This is a genomic window from Kitasatospora sp. NPDC001132 (genome assembly GCF_053598415.1).
The window spans coordinates 1-16,631 of the sequence record NZ_JBSFKF010000029.1 but is presented as its reverse complement, the minus strand read 5'-3'; the positions used below and the strand labels follow the sequence as shown (position 1 = coordinate 16,631).

The window sequence follows — 16,631 nt, the reverse complement described above, 5'->3', positions numbered from 1 at the left end:
CCCGGCTCCCCCGTCGCTCAGCGGCCCGACCGCGCCGCGGCCAGTCCCTCGCGGCGCAGTCGCAGCGCCTGCCCGATGTAGTCCAGCGCGGTACCGACGGTCAGCAGCACCGCCAGCCCCATCAGCACGGCCCGCCCGGTGGCCAGCCAGCCGGTCAGGTCCAGTACGTACATGCCGACCGCGGTGCCCTGGGTCAGCGTCTTGAGCTTGCCGCCGCGGCTGGCCGGGATGACCCCGTAGCGGATCACCCAGAACCGCATCAGCGTGATGCCGAGTTCGCGGGCCAGGATCACCGCGGTGACCCACCAGGGCAGGTCGCCGAGCAGCGAGAGACCGATCAGCGCCGAGCCCATGATCGCCTTGTCGGCGATCGGGTCGGCGATCTTCCCGAAGTCGGTGACCAGGCCCTTGCGCCGGGCCAGTTCGCCGTCGAACAGGTCGGTGATCATCGCGATCGCGAACGAGGCCCAGGCGACGGAGCGCCACTTGGGGTTGTGCCCGCCGTCGGCGAACAGCAGCGCCACGAAGACCGGCACCAGCAGCACCCGGACCATCGTGAGCACGTTGGCGATGTTCCAGACCCCCGGGGTCGACGGCACCGCGGCCACCGGTCTGCCCGGGTGGGCCGCGGCCGGAGCGCCGGGCCCCTTGGTCATTCCCCGACTCCCGAGGTCTTGGGCGACCGCACCTGCTCCAGCGCCTCGGCGATCAGGTCGACGCCCTCGCTGGCGACGACCCTGGCCCGCCAGAACTGGCCGATCTCGGGGGCCTCGACACCGGTGAGGGTGGTCAGGCCGTCGGTCTCCGGGGCCTGGTGGGCGGAGCGGCCCTCGACCACGCCGTCCTCGATCGACTCGATTAGCACCTCGACCTCGGTGCCGATCCGCTGCTCGGCCCGCTGGGCGGTCATCTCCTCGGCCAGTCGGCTCAGCCGGTCCAGCCGGTCGGCGATCACGTCCTCGGCGAGCTTGCCGTCGTAGGTCGCGGCCTCGGTGCCGTCCTCGTCCGAGTAGCCGAAGACGCCGATCGCGTCCAGCCCGGCGTGCGTGACGAAGCGCTCCAGCTCGGCGAAGTCCTCCTCGGTCTCGCCGGGGAAGCCGACGATGAAGTTGGACCGGGCGCCGGCCTGCGGGGCCTTGTCGCGGATGGTCCCCAGCAGTTCCAGGAACTGGTCGGTGGAGCCGAAGCGCCGCATCCGGCGCAGCACGGCGGGCGCCGAGTGCTGGAAGGACAGGTCGAAGTAGGGCACCACGTCGGCGGTCCCGGTCATCGAGTCGATCAGACCGGGGCGCATCTCGGCCGGCTGGAGGTAGGAGACCCGGACCCGCTCGACGCCCTCGATCGCGGCGATCTCGCCGAGCAGCGTCTCCAGCAGCCGGATGTCGCCGAGGTCCTTGCCGTACGAGGTGTTGTTCTCGCTCACCAGGACGATCTCGCGCACGCCCTGCCCGGCCAGCCACTGGGCCTCGTTCAGCACGTCGGAGGGCCGGCGGGAGATGAAGGAGCCGCGGAAGGCCGGGATGGCGCAGAACGAGCACCGGCGGTCGCAGCCGGAGGCGAGCTTGACCGAGGCGACCGGGCTGTCGTCCAGCCGCTTGCGCAGGGTGCGCGGGCCGGAGGCGGGGGCGAGGCCGTCGGGCAGGTCGGCGATCGGCTCGGCGGCGGCCTCGGTGCCGTGGCCGGGCAGGGCGACGGCCTCGGCGGCGGACTGCCGCTCGGCCGGGCTGATCGGCAGCAGCTTGCGGCGGTCGCGCGGCAGGTGCGGGGCGTGGTGGCCGCCGGAGAGGATGGTCTGCAGGCGGTCGGAGATGTTGGTGTAGTCGTCGAAGCCGAGGACGCCGTCCGCCTCGGGCAGGGCGTCGGCGAGCTCCTTGCCGTACCGCTCGGCCATGCAGCCGACCGCGACGACGGCCTGGGTGCGGCCGTGCCCCTTGAGGTCGTTGGCCTCCAGCAGGGCGTCCACGGAGTCCTTCTTGGCGGCCTCGACGAAGCCGCAGGTGTTGACCACGGCGACGTCCGCTTCGGCGGCGTCGTCGACGAGCAACCAGCCGTCGGCTTCCAGTCGCCCGGCGAGTTCCTCGGAATCCACCTCGTTGCGGGCGCATCCGAGCGTGACAAGGGCGACAGTACGGCGTTCAGGCATAGGGCCAAGATTAACGCGCGGGCTCCGGTGCCGTTCGCCCCGGAGGGCGCGCGCCTTGGATCAGCTGATCATCAGTGGGCGTTCCGACCCCTGTGGTCAGCCAGCCTGCGGGTCTCCGGGGGTGTACGTGACGTGCACCACCTGCCCGTCCTTGCCGAGGAGACCGAGGTCCTTCCCGTTGACGTACGCGTGCACGGCCCCGCCGTTGCCGAGCACCAGCTTGATCTGCTTGGGGTCGGTGAAGGTCTGGTCCTGGCCCTTGCTGATGTTGTTCTGGAACAGCGACTTGCCGTTGCCGTCCATCGCCGAGACCCAGCTGGTGCCCTCGGCGACCAGCTTCACGGTGACCTTGTCGGCCGGGACGGCGGCGATCGCGGCGGCGCTCGGCTCGGGCGCCGGCGGCTGGACGGCGGGCGTGGACGCGGGGGAGAGCGAGCCGGTCCCGGAACCGCTGGGCAGCGGCGCGCTGGCCGAGCCGGTGGCGCCGTGGCCGCCCTTGCCGCTGACCAGGTTGAAGCCGATCAGCGCGACCACGGCGACGATCGCGGCGACCATGGCGGCCGCCCAGTTCGGCCGGCCGCGGCGGGGCACCCTGATCGGGCCGCTGTCGATCAGCTGGGTCGCCGGGCGCTTGTCGGCGGGCGAGCCGCCGTGCGCGGCGTCGTACCGGGCGACCAGTTCCTCGCCGTCCAGGCCGACCACCCGGGCGATCAGCCGGATGTGCCCGCGGGCGTAGAAGTCGCCGCCGCAGCGGGCGAAGTCGTCCCCCTCGATGGCATGGACGATCGGCACCCGCACCCGGGTGGCGGTACTCACCTGCTCCACCGTGAGCCCCGCGTCGATCCGGGCGGTGGACAGCACCCGGCCGATGCTCGGGGCATCGGCCGCCTGCACCGCGTCGTCGGTCGGCTCGACGGACGACGTGGCGTTCTCGCGGTCGGGGGACTTGCCGATGGTCACGGGGCACGCCTTTCGAGCGGATGGCCACCTGCTGGGGAACAGTCTAGGGGCGTGGGCGGATCGTTTCTCAAGCGGAACGGGCCCGAATGCGCGCGCCCTGTCCGACCTGGGTCCGACACTTCGCTGACGAGCCGTCAGCGGAGCCGCGCCGGGAACCCGGCGTCCGCTTTCCGCCGTGTGACGCGACGTACGGACGTTCGGTTCCCCTCACGGCGCCTACCCTCCTCCGAACGAGTGACACCTGGGTCAGGACACGGGCCGGGCCCCGCACGGCCCGGTCCGTCAACCCCGAAGGGTGATCAGCACCCCGTCCAGCTCGTCCGGCTTGACCAGCACGTCGCGGGCCTTGGAGCCCTCGCTCGGGCCGACGATGCCGCGCGACTCCATCAGGTCCATCAGCCGGCCGGCCTTGGCGAAGCCGACCCGGAGCTTGCGCTGGAGCATCGAGGTCGAGCCGAACTGGGTGGAGACCACCAGCTCGGCCGCCTGGATCAGCAGGTCCAGGTCGTCGCCGATCTCCTCGTCGATCTCCTTCTTCGGCCCGCCCCCGGCCGTCACGTCGTCCCGGTAGACGGCGGTCAGCTGGTCCTTGCAGTGCTGCACCACCTTGGCGATCTCCGCCTCGGTGACGAACGCGCCCTGCATGCGGATCGGCTTGCTCGCGCCCATCGGCAGGAAGAGCGCGTCGCCCTTGCCGATCAGCTTCTCCGCACCGGGCTGGTCCAGGATGACCCGGGAGTCGGCCATCGCGGAGGTCGCGAAGGCCAGCCGGGACGGCACGTTGGCCTTGATCAGGCCGGTGACCACGTCCACCGAGGGCCGCTGGGTGGCGAGCACCAGGTGGATGCCGGCCGCGCGGGCCAGCTGGGTGATCCGGACCACCGAGTCCTCGACGTCGCGCGGCGCGACCATCATCAGGTCGGCCAGCTCGTCGACGATCACCAGCAGGTACGGGTACGGCGTCAGCTCGCGCTCGCTGCCCAGCGGCGGGGTGACCTTGCCGGCCCGCACGGCCGCGTTGAAGTCGTCCACGTGCCGGAAGCCGAACGCCGCGAGGTCGTCGTAGCGCATGTCCATCTCGCGCACCACCCACTGGAGGGCCTCGGCGGCCTTCTTGGGGTTGGTGATGATCGGCGTGATCAGGTGCGGGATGCCCTCGTACGCGGTCAGCTCGACCCGCTTGGGGTCGACCAGCACCATCCGCACCTCGTCCGGGGTGGCCCGGGCGAGGATCGAGGTGATCAGGCAGTTGATGCAGGACGACTTGCCCGCACCGGTCGCGCCGGCCACCAGGATGTGCGGCATCTTGGCGAGGTTGGCCATCACCGTGTGGCCCTCGACGTCCTTGCCCATGCCGACGACCATCGGGTGGGTGTCCTCGGCGGCCGTGCGCGAGCGCAGCAGGTCGCCGAGGTTGACCATCTCGCGGTCCCGGTTGGGGATCTCGATGCCGACTGCGGACTTGCCCGGGATCGGACTGATGATCCGCACGTCCGGGCTGGCCACCGCGTACGCGATGTTCTTGGCGAGCGCGGTGATCCGCTCCACCTTGACGGCCGGGCCGAGCTCGACCTCGTAGCGGGTGACCGTCGGGCCCCGGGTGAAGCCGGTGACCTTGGCGTCCACCTTGAACTCGGAGAAGGTGCCGGTGAGCTGGGCGACCACCTCGTCGTTGAGGGCGCTGCGGGCCTTGGCCGGGCCGCCGCGCTCCAGCAGGTCCAGCGAGGGCAGGGCGTAGGTGATGCCCTCGCCGAGCTGGAGCTGCTCCATCCGCACCGGCGCCGCGCCGTGCTCCCCGGGCGCGCCCGGGCCACCGCTGCGGGCGGCCGGGACGGCGGGCTCCTCCGGCGGTGCGGTGCGGTCCTGCACCTGGTGCATCATGTCCGCCACCGCGGAGGAGGCGGGCACGCCGTAGACCAACGCGCCGTCCAGGTCGGCGGCCGCGCCGGCGGCGAGGTCGCGGGTGGCGTACGGGTCCAGCGGCTCCTTGTCCAGGGAGATCCGCTCGGCGTCCTCCGGCTCCTCGGTCTGCTTGCGCCGGCGGCGGCGACGGCGGGCGGCCACCTCGTCCGAGGGGTCGTCGCCGTCCGTGTCCACGGTGAACGGCAGCGCGTCGGGGTCGGCGTCCTCCGGCGGGTCGGTGGACGGCTCGCGCTCCGGCGTGCGCCCCCAGTGCAGCTCGTCCTCGGGCCTGGGCTCGACCACGCCGAGCCGTATGCCGATCCCCCGCACCCGCTCGCCGATCCGGTTGATCGGCGTGGCGGTGACGACCAGCAGGCCGAAGAACGCCAGCAGCAGGAGCAGCGGCACCGCGAGCGCCGGCCCGGCGGCGGCCATCATCGGGGTGGACGCGGCCCAGCCGATGATCCCGCCGGCCGCCCGTATCCGGGAGGCGCCGCTGCCCATCATGGGCGCGCCGCAGCCGATGTGGACCAGGCCGAGGACGCCGACCAGCAGCGCGCTCAGCCCGATCATGATCCGTCCGTTGGCCTCCGGCAGCTCCGGGTGGCGCCAGAGCCGGATCGCCATCGCGGCCAGCAGGAACGGCACCAGGACGTCGAGCCGGCCGAACAGCCCGGACACCACGGCGGTGGCGCCCTCGCCCAGCCAGCCCTGCGGGGTGAACCAGGTGCCGGCCGCGGTCACCAGCGCGAGCGCGAACAGCAGCAGGCCCACGCCGTCCTTGCGGTGGTCCGGGTGCAGGTTCTTGGCACCGTCGCCGAAGCCCCGGAAGATCGCGGCGATCGGGCTGCCCAGCGCGTTGAGCGCGCCCATCAGCACCGACCTGGACGGTTTCGGGGCGGGCGGGGCCGACTTGGCCGCCGTCCGCTTCGCGGGAGCCGCCTTCTTCGCCGCCGCCTTCTTCGCGGGCGGCTTGGCCGGTGCCTTCGCCGCGGCCTTCTTGGACGGTCCCGGACTCGTCTTACGTGCTGCGTTCCCGGGCGTGCGAGTGGCCATGGGTCAGCAGCCTACCGGGGCGGGCGACCAGTGCACATGTGCCCGAGGCCGGGCGCCCGGACGTGTCGCAGACACACCGTCACCCTGACCGGGATTCACCCGGTCGCCGCATCAGGACCACCCGGACGGGTGAACCGGCGGCAGGAATCAGGAACTGCCCGGGCGCATCGCGTCCAGGGCCCGGCGCAGCCCCGCGAGCTTGCGCTCCAGGTGCGCGGCGGTGGCGGCCACCCCGGCGTCCTCGCCGCCGTCCAGCTGCTTGCCGAGCGCCTCGGCCTGCTCCTCGACCGCCGCCAGCCGCGCGGACAGCTCGCCCAGCAGCGCGCCGCCGAGGGCCTGCCCGTCGCCGCCCTCCTCCAGCTGCAGGCGCAGCAGCGCCGCCTGCTCCTTCAGCTGGCAGTTCTTCGCGTACAGGTCGACGAAGACGGAGACCTTGGCGCGCAGCACCCACGGGTCGAAGGGCTTGGAGATGTAGTCCACCGCGCCGGCCGCGTAGCCGCGGAAGGTGTGGTGCGGACCGTGGTTGATCGCGGTCAGGAAGATGATCGGGATGTCCCGGGTGCGCTCGCGGCGCTTGATGTGGGCGGCGGTCTCGAAGCCGTCCATCCCCGGCATCTGGACGTCCAGCAGGATCACCGCGAAGTCGTCGGTGAGCAGCGCCTTCAGCGCCTCCTCACCGGAGGCCGCGCGGACCAGTGTCTGGTCCAGGGCCGAGAGGATCGCCTCCAGCGCCAGCAGGTTCTCCGGTCGGTCGTCGACCAGGAGGATCTTGGCCTTCTGCATCAGGGCTCGCCCTCCTGTCGCCTGCCTGCCGCCCGGTGCAGGCACCCGCGTACTGCCCACCGCTACCCCGGTCATGCTAGCCGCACCCCCTCGCCCGGCACATCGCCCCGTCGTGACCGATCCGGAGCGGCGCGCTGCCAGTGCTCCGGCGCACGCTCAGCAGCGTGTCGCCGTCCGGTCACTGTTCGCAACGATCCGTGACCCTACCCGGTTCCCGGGCCCGACCGCCAGCAAACCGACCGCCCGGCCGGAGTGAACCCCGGAGCCCGGCCCGGGGTCACTCCTCCCTTCGCGATCACGCGCGGTTCCCGCTCAACCACTCGTGCATGACCGACAGCAGGTGGTCGGTCTCCACCGGCTTGGTGATGTGGTCGGTGGCGCCCGCCTGCAGCGACTTCTCCCGGTCGCCCTTCATCGCCTTGGCGGTCAGCGCGATGATCGGCAGGCCGGCGAACTGGGGCATCCGGCGGATCGCCTCGGTGGTCGCGTAGCCGTCCATCTCCGGCATCATGATGTCCATCAGGACCAGCGCCACGCTCTCGTGCTGCTCCAGCATCTCGATGCCCTCGCGGCCGTTCTCCGCGTACAGGACGGTCAGGCCGTGCTGCTCCAGCACGCTGGTGAGGGCGAACACGTTGCGGACGTCGTCGTCCACGATCAGCACCTGCTGGCCGTCGAAGCGGCGGCCCCCGTCGACCGGGCGGGGCGGGGCGGGCTCCACCGTCCGCGGTCCGGCGGCGCTCTCCAGGGCGGCGCTGCGGCGGCGCTCCAGCGCGCCCCGGCGGCGTTCCTCGGCCAGCTCGCGGACCTCCTGGGCCCAGTGGTCGGCCGGGTTCTCGCCGACCGGCACTGGCAGGCCCACCGGGGTCACCCCGACCGAGGCGCGCGGCGTCAGGCCGTTCGGCGCGCCCTGGCGCGGCTCGCCGACGGTCTCCGGGGCCTCGGTGCGCAGCGGCAGGTAGAGCGTGAACGTGGAGCCCTTGCCCAGCTCGCTCTCGGCGTGGATCTCGCCGCCGAGCAGCCGGGCGATCTCGCGGCTGATGGACAGGCCGAGGCCGGTGCCGCCGTACTTGCGGCTGGTGGTGCCGTCGGCCTGCTTGAAAGCCTCGAAGATCTCCCGCAGCTTGTTGCCGGGGATGCCGATGCCCGTGTCGGAGACCGCGAAGGCGATCAGCTCGTCGTCCGGGCCCTTGATCGAACCGGACTCCAGCAGCCGCTCGCGCACGTGCTGCGGGACCTCCCGGCCCGCCGGGCGGATCGAGAAGTCGACGGCTCCGGAGTCGGTGAACTTCACCGCGTTGGAGATCAGGTTGCGCAGCACCTGCTGGAGCCGCTGCTCGTCGGTGTGCAGGGTGACCGGCAGGGCGGGCGAGACCCGGACGGCGAAGTCCAGGCTCTTGTCCAGCGCGACCGGCTGGAAGGTCGCCTCGACGTAGTCGACCAGCTGGACCAGGGCGATCCGGGCCGGGCGGACGTCCATCTTGCCGGCCTCGACCTTGGACAGGTCGAGGATGTCGTTGATCAGCTGGAGCAGGTCGGAGCCCGCGCCGTGGATGGTGTCGGCGAACTCCACCTGCTTGGGCGAGAGGTTGCCCTCGTTGTTGTCGGAGAGCAGCTTGGCCAGGATCAGCAGCGAGTTGAGCGGGGTGCGCAGCTCGTGCGACATGTTGGCGAGGAACTCGCTCTTGTACCGGGAGGCCAGGGCGAGCTGCTCGGCACGCTCCTCCAGGACCTGCCGGGCCTCCTCGATCTCACCGTTCTTGATCTCGATGTCGCGGTTCTGCTGGGCTAGTTGCTCGGCCTTCTCCTGCAACTCCTCGTTGGTGCGCTCCAGTTCCTCCTGGCGGGCCTCCAACTCGGCGGACCGCATCGAGAGTTCGGCGGTCAGCCGCTGGGACTCCAGCAGCAGGCCCTCGGTCTTGGTGTTGACGCTGATGGTGTTGACGGTGACGCCGATCAGGTCGGCGATCTGGTTCAGGAAGTCCAGCGCGACGGTGGTGAAGGAGCTGAAGGTGGCCAGCTCGATCACGCCCAGCAGCCGGCCCTCGAACTGCACCGGAAGCACCACGATGTGGGCCGGGGAGGCCTCGCCGAGCCCGGAGGCGATCTTCAGGTACCCGGGCGGCGCCTCCTTGAGGATGATCGCCCGCTTCTCCACCGCGGCCTGGCCGATCAGCGACTCGCCGGGCCGGAAGGTGGTCGGCATCGCCCGCCGCTGGTAGCCGTAGCTGCCGATCAGGCGCAGCACGGTGTCGTTCTCGTCGTCGTCCTCGGTGATCAGTTCGGCGGTGCGGCCGGCCGGCTGGGCGAGGAAGAAGGCGCCGTGCTGGGCGGAGACCACCGGGGTCAGCTCGGTCATGATCAGCGAGGCGACCGCCTCCAGGTCCCGGCGGCCCTGGAGCAGGCCGGAGATCCGGGCCAGGTTGGTCTTGAGCCAGTCCTGCTCCTGGTTGGTGCGGGTGGTCTCGCGCAGGTTGGCGATCATCTGGTTGATGTTGTCCTTGAGCTCGTCGAGCTCGCCCGCGGCGTCCACGTCGATCCGCAGGCTCAGGTCGCCCCTGGTGACCGCGGTGGCGACCTGGGCGATCGCGCGCACCTGCCGGGTCAGGTTGTTGGCCAGCTCGTTCACCGACTCGGTGAGGTCCTGCCAGGTGCCGTCCACGCCGGGCACCCGGGCCTGGCCGCCGAGCCGTCCGTCGGTGCCCACCTCGCGGGCGACCCGGGTGACCTCGTCGGCGAAGGCCGAGAGCTGGTCGACCATGGTGTTGATGTTCGTCTTGAGCTGGAGGATCTCGCCGCGCGCGTCGACGTCGATCTTCTGCGAGAGGTCGCCGCGGGCCACCGCGGTGATCACCAGCGCGATGTTCCGCACCTGACCGGTGAGGTTGTTGGCCATCTGGTTGACGTTGTCGGTCAGGTCCTTCCAGATCCCGGCCACGCCCGGCACGCTCGCCTGGCCGCCCAGGGTGCCGTCGGTGCCGACCTCGCGGGCCACCCTGGTGACCTCCACCGCGAAGGAGGACAGCTGGTCGACCATGGTGTTGAGGGTCGCGGCGAGCGCCGCCACCTCGCCCTGCGCGTCGACGGCGATCTTCTTGGAGAGGTCGCCGCGGGCCACCGCACCGGCGACCTCGGCGATGTTGCGCACCTGTCCGGTCAGGTTCGACGCCATGAAGTTGACGTTGTCGGTCAGGTCCTTCCAGATGCCCGACACCCCGCGCACCCGGGCCTGGCCGCCCAGGATGCCCTCGGTGCCCACCTCGCGGGCGACCCTGGTCACCTCGTCGGCGAACGCCGACAGCTGGTCGACCATGGTGTTGACGGTGGTCACCAGCTCCAGGATCTCGCCCCGGGCGTCGACGGTGATCTTCTTGGAGACGTCGCCGCGCGCCACCGCGGTGGTCACCTCGGCGATGTTCCGCACCTGGCTGGTCAGGTTGTTGGCCATCAGGTTGACGGAGTTGGTCAGGTCCTTCCAGATCCCGGCCACGCCGGGCACGCTGGCCTGGCCGCCGAGGATGCCCTCGGTACCGACGTCCCGGGCGACCCGGGTGACCTCGTCCGCGAACGCGCCCAGCTGGTCCACCATCGTGTTGATGGTGTTCTTCAGCTCCAGGATCTCCCCGCGCGCGTCCACCTGGATCTTCTGCGACAGGTCGCCTTTGGCGACCGCGGTCGTCACCTGGGCGATGTTGCGCACCTGATCGGTGAGGTTGTTCGCCATGAAGTTGACGTTGTCGGTCAGGTCCCGCCAGACCCCGGCCGCCCAGGGCACCTGCGCCTGACCGCCGAGCCGTCCCTCGGTGCCCACCTGGCGGGCCACCCTGGTCACCTGCTCGGCGAAGCCGGAGAGCTGGTCGACCATCGTGTTGACGGTGTTCTTCAGCTCCAGCATCTCGCCGCGCGCGTCGACCTCGATCTTCTGCGAGAGGTCCCCGCGCGCCACCGCCGTGGTCACCTGGGCGATGTTGCGCACCTGGCCGGTCAGGTTGTCGGCCATGAAGTTCACCGAGTCGGTCAGGTCCCGCCAGACCCCGGCCACGCCCGGCACCTGGGCCTGACCGCCGAGCCGGCCCTCCGTCCCCACGTCCCTGGCCACCGCGGTGACCTGGGCGGCGAATCCGTTCAGCTGGTCCACCATCGTGTTGACGGTGTTCTTCAGCTCCAGCATCTCGCCGGCCACCTCGACGGTGACCTTGCGGGAGAGGTCGCCCTTGGCCACCGCCGTGGTCACCTGGGCGATGTTGCGCACCTGGGCGGTCAGCCGGCCCGCCATGGTGTTGACCGAGTCCGCCAGGTCCTTCCAACTGCCGGACACGCTGCGGACCTTGGCCTGGCCGCCGAGCTTGCCCTCGGTGCCGACCTCGCGGGCCACCCGGGTCACCTCGTCGGTGAACTCGGAGAGCTGGTCCACCAGTCCGTTGACGGTCCGCCCGATCTTCAGGTACTCGCCACGCAGCGGGTGGCTCACCCCGTTGCTGTGCAGCGAGCGCAGCTCCATCTTCTGGTCCAGGTCGCCCTCGGCGATCGAGGTGAGCACCCGGCCCACCTCGGCCATCGGGCGGGCCAGGTCGTCGATCAGCGCGTTGCAGTTGTCGACCGCCGCCATCCAGGCGCCCTCGCCCGCGCCGGTCTCCAGCCGCTCGTTCAGCCGACCCTCGCGGCCCACCGCCCGCCGCACCCGCGCCAGTTCACCGGTCAGGTGCTGGTTGCGCTCGGCGACCTCGTTGAACACCGCCGCGATCTCCGCCAGCGGCCCGTCCCCCGGGACGGTCAGCCGGCGGCGGAAGTTGCCGTCCCGCATCGCGGTCAGAGCCGACAGCAGCTTGCGCAGCTCGGCGGGCTCCGCGCCACGGTTGTGGCTCGCCCGGCGGCCGGCCGCGTTCCGCGGCACGGCCCCGGGGCGCCCACCGCGCGGAGCGGGCGGCGTCGTTCCGGTTGCGTCCTTGGTGGCCGAACTCAACGGGCCCCTCCCACATCGTGAACTGTCCGGTGACCGGCCGTGCCGGTGCGGCACGCACCTGGGCACCGACCCGGCTGGGCTGCGTACCGGCGGCCCTCGACGCGCCGGCACCCACACGACCGTACTGCTCGCACGGGCCGTCGCGGACCCCCCAGTCTGGCAGCACTGGCATTGGGTGCACGGCCGGTTGCGCTCGGTTGGTACCGCACCGTCCGAAACATGGTGGGCAGAATCACCCTCTGGTGCCTGTTTCGACTCCCCGCCCCCACGGGGAACCAAGCGGAAAGTAGGGTGGAGCGCTGCACCGGGCCACGACCCGACCCAGCGCCGCCGATCACCCCGACGGCGCGCACGGGGATTCGGCGCCGCACCCCGGACAGCCAGGGCAAGAGCAGCAGAGGAGAAGTGGCAACGTGGTCACCGCGCGCGCAGCCGCCACCTTCGACCCCGACGGCCGGTCCGCGGCCGCCGCGCGGGGCTTCGTCCGGGACGCGCTGCTCGGTTGGGGCCTGCCCGAGGTCGTCGACGACGCGGTCGTGCTGGTCAGCGAGCTCGTCACCAACGCCGTCGTGCACGCCGGCACCGCCGCGGAGGTCTGCTGCCTGCGCGAGGAGGAGAGCGTCCGGATCGAGGTCACCGACCACCACCCCGAGCGCGGCCTGCCCTCGCTCGGCGACGGTCCGGTCACCGACTCCGACCGCTACGCCGACCCGGACGGCGAGGGCGGCCGCGGCCTGCTGATGTGCTCCGCCCTCGCCGAACGGTGGGGCGTCGAGTACGCGGCCGGCCGCAAGACCGTCTGGTTCCGCCTCACCCTGCCCGCACACGTGCTCGGCACCCGCTACGCCGTTCCCGCCACCCCCGGCAGCGACCTGCCCAGCGGCCCGGGACCGGTGCACGTCGCCGTCGTCCAACTCGACGAGGACGGCCGGGTGCTGGCCTGGAACCCGGACGCCGAGGCCCTCTTCCAGTACCCCGCCGCCGCCGTCCTCGGCCGTCCCTGGGCCGACCTCGCGGTCTGGCCGCAGCCCCCGGCCCGCGGCCTCGATCTGACCGACACCCTGCGGATGGCCCGCTGGGAGGGCGGCTACGGCATCCGCCGCCAGGACGGCCGCGAGGTCGAGGTGTACGGCGTCCAGGTCCGGCTGCGCGACACCGAGGGCGTCCCCTCCACGCTCTGTCTGCTCGTCCTCGAACCCGACAGAGCGGTGCTGCGCTCCCCCGCCCGCGCCCTGCCCGGCGAGCGCCCCGAGCAGGCCGGCTCCCGGCTCGACCTGCTGGCCGGTCCGGTCGCCACCGACGACCTCGACACCCTGCTCCAGCGCACCGTCGAACGCGCCCGCGACCTGCTCGACGGCGACGCCGCGTACCTGCTGCTCACCACGGACGACGAGGCCGAGTTCGAGGTCCGCGCCGCCACCGGCCTCACCGCAGGACACCGCCGGCACGCCCGCTTCCCGGTCGGGACCGGCAACCGCTACGACTCCGCCCGGCTGCCCTCCGTCCACGAGGACCTCTCCGCCCGGCCCACCGGCCTGCCGCTGCTCTCCGACAGCGGCATGCGCTCCCTGATCACCGTCCCGCTCAAGGTCGAGGGCCGGCTGATCGGCTCGCTCGGCATCGCCGCCGCCGTGCCGGGCCGCTACGACAACGAGGACGCGCTGCGCCTCCAGTTCGCCGCCGACCGGGTCGCCCTCGCCGTCGAGAGCACCCGGCTGACCGAGCTCGAACGGCTCCGCCGCGGCTCGCTCTCCTTCCTGGTCGAGGCCTCCGACCTGCTGGCCGGCACCCTCGAACACGAGCAGACCCTCGCCCTGATGGCCCAGATGGCCGTCCCCACCCTCGCCTCCTGGTGCGCCGTCTACACCACCGCCGACCACTCCTCCCCGGCCCGGCTCGCCTTCGTCCTGCACGAGGACGAGGACCGCATCGACCCGCTGCGCGACCTGCTCGACAAGACCCCCGTCCCGGAGGCCGGCCCCACCCACGGCGTCCGGTTCTGGACGGCCCCCACCGACACCGCCGAGGCCGGCGGCCTCACCGACGGCCCGGAACTCGCCGGCCTGCTCGGCGAGACCGTCGTCCTCGCGCTGACCGCCCGCAACCGCGTGATCGGCCTGCTGGCGCTCGGCGTCCCGGCCGGCGTCCGGTTCCGCCAGGAGATCCTCGAACTCGCCGAGGACCTCTCCCGCCGGGCCGCCCTCGCCCTGGACAACTCGCGCCTCTACTCCGAGCGCACCGCCACCAGCCAGGCCCTCCAGCGCAGCCTGCTCCCGCCGGACCTTCCGGAGATCCCCGGCGTCGAGGTGGACGTCTACTACCAGGCGGCCGGCGAGGGCAACGAGGTCGGCGGCGATTTCTACGACCTGTTCACCATCCGCGAGGGCACCTACGGCTTCGCCATCGGCGACGTCTGCGGCACCGGCCCCGAGGCCGCCTCGGTCACCGGCCTGGCCCGGCACTCGCTGCGGCTGCTCGCCCGCGAGGGCCTGGACGCCCCGCAGGTGCTGCGCCGACTCAACGCGGCCATCCTGGACGAGGGCGCGCGCAGCCGCTTCCTCACCCTGCTCTACGGCGAGCTGACGCCCCGCCCGGACGGCAGCACCGAACTCTCCCTGGTCTGCGCCGGCCACCCGCTGCCGCTGCGACTGCGCACCGACGGCCAGGTCGACCGCGCCGCCACCCCGCAGCCGCTGCTCGGCGTCATGGACGACCTCGACCTCACCGCCGAACACCTGGTGCTCGCCCCCGGCGAGGTCCTGCTCTGCGTCACCGACGGGGTCACCGAACGCCGCGAGGGCCGCCGGATGCTGGGCGACGACGGCCTCGCCGAGGTGCTCACCGGCTGCACCGGCCTGACCGCCGGCGCGGTCGCGGCACGGGTGCAGCGCGCGGTCGAGCGCTTCGCCCCGGAGCCGCCGTCAGACGACATGGCGATCCTGACCCTGCGGGTGCCCACCCAGCGCAAGGAGTGAGACCCCCGCGGCTCATGCCGTACTGACGCAGTCACAAATTGTTATATTCACAATGGTACAAGCGGGCCGGGTCGGGTAGACCGATCTCACCGGGACTTCCCCCGGCCGGGGACGCGACCAGCGGGTTCTCCGCAGGCCCGACACGTCCGACGGCCCATCACCTCCGACCGCGGCCCGCGCACGCTCACCGCCGTGCGCCCTCGGCGCGGTCGCGCGCATCCGCTCTCTCCACCCGCCTCCACTCCTCCTGACGACACCACGGCGTCACCGCGCCCTGCGCGCGCCCAGAGTGAAAGGAGCCTCCGGTGAGCAACGACGCTACCGGGGCAACGAACGCCCGATCCACCGGCGCCGACGCGAGTAACCTCGGCTACCTCGCGCTCGGCCTGACACTCCTCGCCTACGGCCTGCTCTCGACCGGCGTCCTGCACGGCGTCGGAGTCGGGAACGCGGCCCACCTCGCCCATCTGCTCGGCGGCGCAACCCTCTTCATCGCGGGCCTCTGGCAGCTCCGCGGCGGCGAGGGCTTCACCGGAACCGCCTTCACCAGCCTCGGCGCCTTCTGGGCGACCTGGTCAGCGGCCGGCGGGGCCGGCAAGAACGCCGCCGGCCTCTTCCTGCTGCTGTGGGCCCTGCTCGCACTCACCCTCACCGCCGCGAGCTGGGGCGCGAACCTGCTCAGCCGCGTCGTCTACGGCCTGTTGACGGCCTCCCTTCTGCTCTCCGCCATCGCCACCTTCGGCGGCTACGGCGGGCTGGGCAAGGCCGCCGGCTGGATCGCGGCCGTGTCCGGGCTCGCCGCCTGGTACTGGGCCACCTCCGCGCTGAGCAACGGCGCCTGGGGGAAGGTCGCCCTGCCGCTCAGGTGACCTGCTCAAGCCGCTCCTCGGCGGTGCCGCGGGGCCGGACCTCCGTCCCCACGGAGACCCGGCCCCGTCGGCGTGCCGCCAACGCCAGCACGGAGTAGGCGAGGAGCAGGATCGCCACGGCCACGATGCCGTCCAACCAGAAGTGGTTGGCCGTCACCACGACCACCGCCACCGTCAACACCGGATGCAGCACCATCATCCACCGCAGTGAACTGCCTGACACCCGGATCACCGCGACCGCCGCCAGCACGCACCAGGCGACGTGCACCGAGGGCATCGCCGACAGCTGGTCGGCCACCACCACACCGCCGACCGCGCCGCCGTACACCGACTGCCCGTACTGGGCGGCCACGTCGACGAAGCCGCTCTCCGGCAGCATCCGCGGCGGCGCCACCGGGATGAACTGCACCAGCAGACAGACCGCGGTCGTGATCACCACCGTGTTGCGCACCCACGTGTAGCGCTCGCGGTGCCGCACGAACACCCAGAGCAGGACGACGAGCATCACGGCGAAGTGCATGACCGCGTAGTAGTAGTTCGCCAGCCTCACCAGCACCGGGTAGGGCGTGACCGCCTTCTGCCAGGAGGCCTCGTCCGGCAGCCCGATCACCTGCTCGGTATGGTGGATCCAGCTCGCACGGTCCAGCGCGTGGTCCGTACTCATCACCGACAGATGCCCGACCAGCTGCCAGAGCGCGAACAGCGCCAGCAGCGTGCCGGCCTCCCGCAGCAGCGCGGACAGCGCCGGCTTCCGCCCCTTCGCCGCGACGTACGCGCCCGTGTGGAGACCGATCGCGGCAGCCCCGGCGGACTGCCAGGTCAGGGTCAGGTTCTGCATTGGCAGAGGGTAACGCAAAAAGCCCCTTCCCGGATGGGAAGGGGCTTTTCAGAAGAATTGTTCGGCGGCGTCCTACTCTCCCACAGGGTCCCCCCTGCAGTACCATCGGCGCTGTGAGGCTTAGCTTCCGGGTTCGGAATGT

9 protein-coding genes and 1 rRNA gene are annotated in these 16,631 nt (G+C 72.0%); 2 read left to right on the top strand and 8 right to left on the bottom strand.

Translation table 11 applies throughout. From position 1 onward, the window contains the following. Positions 1 to 17: 17 nt before the first annotated feature. The 6 genes from pgsA to ACWDBE_RS29735 form a co-directional block, all read right to left on the bottom strand. Entirely contained in the window at positions 18 to 656 is a 639-nt protein-coding gene (pgsA, locus tag ACWDBE_RS29760) for a CDP-diacylglycerol--glycerol-3-phosphate 3-phosphatidyltransferase (protein ID WP_449809561.1), read from the bottom strand. Further along, entirely contained in the window at positions 653 to 2,143 is a 1,491-nt protein-coding gene (gene rimO / locus ACWDBE_RS29755) for a 30S ribosomal protein S12 methylthiotransferase RimO (protein WP_449791056.1), read from the bottom strand. Before rimO ends, pgsA begins: the two co-directional genes overlap by 4 nt. Positions 2,144 to 2,239: 96 nt before the next feature. Beyond that, positions 2,240 to 3,103: a helix-turn-helix domain-containing protein gene (locus ACWDBE_RS29750; protein ID WP_449791055.1), complete on the bottom strand. Its 864-nt coding sequence runs from the start codon at positions 3,101 to 3,103 to the stop codon at positions 2,240 to 2,242. 282 nt (positions 3,104 to 3,385) lie between these two features. Continuing rightward, on the bottom strand, positions 3,386 to 6,061 hold the full coding sequence (locus tag ACWDBE_RS29745) for a DNA translocase FtsK (protein WP_449809560.1): 2,676 nt from the start codon (positions 6,059 to 6,061) through the stop codon (positions 3,386 to 3,388). A 147-nt stretch (positions 6,062 to 6,208) separates the two neighbouring features. Next, positions 6,209 to 6,847 carry a response regulator gene (locus ACWDBE_RS29740; RefSeq protein WP_392883744.1) on the bottom strand — a complete coding sequence of 213 codons (639 nt, stop codon included), beginning with the start codon at positions 6,845 to 6,847 and terminating at the stop codon, positions 6,209 to 6,211. Between the two features lie 292 nt (positions 6,848 to 7,139). Continuing rightward, on the bottom strand, positions 7,140 to 11,738 hold the full coding sequence (locus ACWDBE_RS29735) for a HAMP domain-containing protein (RefSeq protein ID WP_449791114.1): 4,599 nt from the start codon (positions 11,736 to 11,738) through the stop codon (positions 7,140 to 7,142). 482 nt (positions 11,739 to 12,220) lie between these two features. Between ACWDBE_RS29735 and ACWDBE_RS29730 the strand changes: the two genes are divergently transcribed. Further along, positions 12,221 to 14,782: a SpoIIE family protein phosphatase gene (locus ACWDBE_RS29730; protein WP_449791053.1), complete on the top strand. Its 2,562-nt coding sequence runs from the start codon at positions 12,221 to 12,223 to the stop codon at positions 14,780 to 14,782. A 305-nt stretch (positions 14,783 to 15,087) separates the two neighbouring features. After that, a complete protein-coding gene (locus ACWDBE_RS29725) occupies positions 15,088 to 15,651 on the top strand; it encodes a GPR1/FUN34/YaaH family transporter (RefSeq protein WP_449791052.1) in 564 nt (187 codons plus the stop codon). Here the strand turns inward: ACWDBE_RS29725 and ACWDBE_RS29720 are convergent. Together ACWDBE_RS29720 and rrf are read right to left on the bottom strand one after the other, a co-directional pair. Continuing rightward, entirely contained in the window at positions 15,644 to 16,489 is an 846-nt protein-coding gene (locus ACWDBE_RS29720) for a phosphatase PAP2 family protein (RefSeq protein ID WP_449791051.1), read from the bottom strand. The two genes, ACWDBE_RS29725 and ACWDBE_RS29720, sit on opposite strands and share 8 nt — an antisense overlap. 59 nt (positions 16,490 to 16,548) lie before the next feature. Beyond that, positions 16,549 to 16,631 (bottom strand): 5S ribosomal RNA (gene rrf / locus ACWDBE_RS29715); the annotation flags it as partial.

Bases quoted from the DNA above. Each gene is read 5' to 3' on its own strand.
- pgsA (WP_449809561.1), bottom strand. From the start codon at position 656: ATGACCAAGGGGCCCGGCGCTCCGGCCGCGGCCCACCCGGGCAGACCG.
- rimO (WP_449791056.1), bottom strand. From the start codon at position 2,143: ATGCCTGAACGCCGTACTGTCGCCCTTGTCACGCTCGGATGCGCCCGC.
- ACWDBE_RS29745 (WP_449809560.1), bottom strand. From the start codon at position 6,061: ATGGCCACTCGCACGCCCGGGAACGCAGCACGTAAGACGAGTCCGGGA.
- ACWDBE_RS29720 (WP_449791051.1), bottom strand. From the start codon at position 16,489: ATGCAGAACCTGACCCTGACCTGGCAGTCCGCCGGGGCTGCCGCGATC.